Annotated in this window: 2 protein-coding genes and 2 pseudogenes; 1 reads left to right on the top strand and 3 read right to left on the bottom strand. The window is 74.5% G+C overall.

Going from position 1 to position 3,716, the window contains the following annotated elements; genetic code table 11:
* Nucleotides 1-412, top strand: a pseudogene (locus tag F6X68_RS31520) (hypothetical protein); the annotation flags it as partial.
* A 113-nt stretch (nucleotides 413-525) separates the two neighbouring features.
* Here the strand turns inward: F6X68_RS31520 and thiC are convergent.
* The 3 genes and pseudogenes from thiC to F6X68_RS31505 all read right to left on the bottom strand — a co-directional run.
* Nucleotides 526-2,118: a phosphomethylpyrimidine synthase ThiC gene (gene thiC, locus F6X68_RS31515; protein WP_151457657.1), complete on the bottom strand. Its 1,593-nt coding sequence runs from the start codon at nucleotides 2,116-2,118 to the stop codon at nucleotides 526-528.
* A 17-nt stretch (nucleotides 2,119-2,135) separates the two neighbouring features.
* Nucleotides 2,136-2,924, bottom strand: coding sequence for a bifunctional hydroxymethylpyrimidine kinase/phosphomethylpyrimidine kinase (gene thiD, locus F6X68_RS31510; protein ID WP_151457656.1), 789 nt, complete (start codon nucleotides 2,922-2,924; stop codon nucleotides 2,136-2,138).
* Between the two features lie 293 nt (nucleotides 2,925-3,217).
* Nucleotides 3,218-3,716: pseudogene (locus F6X68_RS31505) on the bottom strand (thiamine phosphate synthase); the annotation flags it as partial.

Here is a 3,716-nt window from a genome sequence, read left to right as displayed (position 1 = left end):
CCCGGCACCCCGGCCCCGCCACCGGGCCCCGATGCCCGACCTGGCCCGGGCCGCGAACTGGGAGGCGCTCACCACCGCACGACGGGGCGGTCCCGTCCCGGCGCCCGTCGACGCCGCGCCGGAGAACGGCATCCCCACCGCCCGGGCGGAGGCGCCCGCGCCCGGCTCCCCGTCGCCCGCCGAGGCCGAGCAGCCCACCGGGCGGGGCCGGGGCCGGCTGGGTCTGTTCCGCCGCAACCGGCCCCGGGCCGAGGACGCCCCGGCCGACCGGGAGTCCGAGCCGCTGCCGGCGCAGGACGAGGAGTACGTGGACTGGGTCGCCGGCCTCAGCAAGCCGGTCCCGGACAACGAACCCGAGCAGGAGAGCGGCCGGCGGTCGTTGCGCTCCACCGGCCGCCACCACCGCGACTGACCCGACCGGGCGACGCCCGCCCCGCCCGGGGTGACCGGAGCCGGGGCGGCGCCGCCCTTTCTCCCGGACGTCGGCGGGGACGGGTGTCGTCGCCGGACGCCCGGTCGCGCCGCTCAGGCGAGCGGCAGGTAGACCCGGCCGCCGGAGGAGAGGAACTCCTCCGACTTGTCCTGCATGCCGCGCGCCGCGTACTCCTTCAGCTCCTGGGTGATCTTCATGGAGCAGAACTTCGGGCCGCACATCGAGCAGAAGTGGGCGGTCTTCGCCGGCTCCGCCGGCAGGGTCGCGTCGTGGTACGAGCGCGCGGTCTCCGGGTCCAGCGACAGGTTGAACTGGTCTTCCCAGCGGAACTCGAACCGCGCCCTGGACAGCGCGTCGTCCCACGCCTGCGCGCCCGGGTGCCCCTTGGCCAGGTCGGCCGCGTGGGCCGCGATCTTGTACGCGATCACGCCGGCCTTCACGTCGTCGCGGTCCGGCAGCCCCAGGTGCTCCTTCGGGGTCACGTAGCAGAGCATCGCGGTGCCGAACATGCCAATCATCGCCGCGCCGATCGCCGACGTGATGTGGTCGTACGCGGGGGCGATGTCCGTGGTCAGCGGGCCGAGGGTGTAGAACGGCGCCTCGTGGCACCACTCCTGCTGGAGGTCCACGTTCTCCTTGATCTTGTGCATCGGCACGTGGCCGGGGCCCTCGATCATCACCTGCACGTCGTGCTCCCAGGCGACCTTCGTCAGCTCGCCCAGGGTGCGCAGCTCGGCGAACTGCGCCTCGTCGTTGGCGTCCGCGATCGAGCCGGGGCGCAGCCCGTCGCCGAGCGAGAACGTCACGTCGTAGCGCGCGAGCAGCGAACACAGCTCGGCGAAGTTCGTGTAGAGGAAGTTCTCCTCGTGGTGCGCCAGGCACCAGGCCGCCATGATCGAGCCGCCCCGCGACACGATCCCGGTCACCCGGTCCACCGCCAGCGGCACGTACGGCAGCAGCACCCCGGCGTGCACCGTCATGTAGTCGACGCCCTGCTCGGCCTGCTCGATGACGGTCTCCCGGAACACCTCCCAGCTCAGCTTCACCGGGTCGCCGCCGACCTTCTCCAGCGCCTGGTAGATCGGCACGGTGCCGATCGGCACCGGCGAGTTCCGCACGATCGCCTCGCGGGTCTCGTGGATCCGCTTCCCCGTCGACAGGTCCATGACGGTGTCCGCGCCCCACCGGGTGGCCCAGGTCAGCTTCTCCACCTCCTCGGCGACCGACGAGGAGACCGCCGAGGTGCCGATGTTGGCGTTCACCTTCACCAGGAACGCCTTGCCGATGATGGCCGGCTCGCACTCGGGGTGGTTGACGTTGAGCGGCAGCACGGCCCGTCCGGCGGCGATCTCGTCCCGGACGAACTCCGGCGCCATCCCCTCCCGCACTGCCACGAACTCCATCTCCGGCGTCACCACGCCGGCCCGCGCGTACGCGAGCTGGGTGGGGCGGCGGCCGTCCGCGCCCGCGAGCGGGGTGCCCGCGCCCCGCACCGGTGCGACGTCGCCGCGCTCGACGATCCACCCCGCACGCAGCGGCGGCAGCCCCACCTCCGGATCGGAGCCGGGGCCGGAGGTGTCGTAGAGCCGCAGCGGCGGGTTGTCACCGGTCAGTTCCACCTCGGCGAACGGCACCCGCACGTCCGGCCGGGACCCCTCCACGTACACCTTGCGACGTGCCTGCATGACAGCCTCCCTGGTGGTCAAGCGGACCAGCCGAAGTGGTCCAGCGGGCCGCGTCCCGCGCCCAGCTCCCAGTGCCGCGCGCCGGTCAGCGCGCGGAGGACGTACTCCTTGGCGGCGGCGACCGCCGTCGGCACCTCGTCGCCGAGCGCCAGCCGCACCGTGATCGCCGCCGAGAACGAGCACCCGGTGCCGTGGCTGTGCCGGGTGTCGACCCGCGGCGCGCGCAGCAGGGTGGTGACGTCGCCCCCATGCAGCACGTCGACCGCCTCACCGTCGGCGTCCACGTCGCCGCCGGTCACCACCACGTGCGCCGGCCCGCCGGCAGCCAGCGCCTCGGCGGCGGCCACCATCTCCTCGACCGTGGTCACCGGGCGTCCGGTGATGGCTGCGGCCTCCGCGCAGTTCGGCGTCGCCACCAGCGCGTACGGCAGCAGCCGCTCCACGGCGGCGACCACGCCCAGCCGGTGCCCGCTGGTGGCGACGAGCACCGGATCGACGACGAGGTGCGGCAGCCGGCCGTCCCTGGCGGCGTCCGCCACCGCGTCGGCGACCGCCGGAGTGCCGAGCACCCCCGTCTTGACGGCGCGGACGGTGAAGTCGGCGAGCACGCTGTCGAGCTGCTCGGTGACGGTGCGCGGCGGCAGCGGCAGCACGGCGTCGACGCCCCTCGTGTTCTGCGCGGTGACCGCGGTGAGCACGCTGGTGCCGTACGCGCCGAGGGCCGCGAAGACCTTCAGGTCGGCCTGGATGCCGGCACCCGCGCCGGAGTCGGAGCCGGCGATGGTGAGCACGGTCGTCGGGGTCATCGTTCCTCTTCCGTGATGGCGTACGGGATCTCGCGCCGGGCCTGCGCGATCGTCGCGCTTGAGGGCTGCGGCCGACCGTGCCCACTCCGGGCGGTCAGGCTTGATCCCTCCGTGGGCACGGTCGGCCGCAGCCCCGTCCCGGAGACCTCCGTGCGGCCCCGCCGGCTGCGCGTCGTCCCACCAGGATCCGAGCTGCCGCGCCGGGTCCGGCTCGCCCCATCGAAAGGATCTGTGCTGTCGTGCCGGGTCCGGTCCGCCGCGTCGGAAGGATCTGGGCTGTCGTGCCGGGTCCGGCTCGCCGCGTCGGTGGCTGCCGTGAGGGTGGCGGCTGCCGCCTCGGGGTCGTCGGCGCGCATGATCGCGCCGAGCACCGCCACGCCGACGGCTCCCGCTTCGACGCAGGCGGCCACCTGGTCCGGGCTCTGCACTCCGCCGAGCGCCAGGACCGGCACGGGGCTGTGCCGGATCAGCGCGTTGAGCCCGTCCGGGCGCAGGGGTGGGCCGTAGCCGGGCTTGGTGCTGGTCGGATAGACGGGCGAGAGGGTCGCGTAGTCCTCGGTGGTCAGTCGCGCCAGCTCCGCCCGGCCGTGGCAGGAGCGGCCCACCAGGCCGAGGCGCGGCGGCGGGTACGGCCCTGCCGACGGCAGGTGCACCGCAGCGCCGCCGAGCGGGTCGGGGCCGGCGACGATCAGGGTGCCGCCCGCCTCGGCGAGGATCGCGCGCAGCTCGGCGGCGAGGGCGGCGCGCTCGGCCCGCGGGAGGTCCTTCTCCCGCAGCACCACCCAGCGCACT

The sequence above is a fragment of the Micromonospora sp. AMSO12t genome, assembly GCF_008806585.1.
Lineage (GTDB): Bacteria > Actinomycetota > Actinomycetes > Mycobacteriales > Micromonosporaceae > Micromonospora > Micromonospora reichwaldensis.
Note: the sequence above shows the minus strand (reverse complement) of the source record. Positions and strands in the feature narration are given on the sequence as shown.

Bases quoted from the DNA above. Each gene is read 5' to 3' on its own strand.
- thiC (WP_151457657.1), bottom strand. From the start codon at position 2,118: ATGCAGGCACGTCGCAAGGTGTACGTGGAGGGGTCCCGGCCGGACGTG.
- thiD (WP_151457656.1), bottom strand. From the start codon at position 2,924: ATGACCCCGACGACCGTGCTCACCATCGCCGGCTCCGACTCCGGCGCG.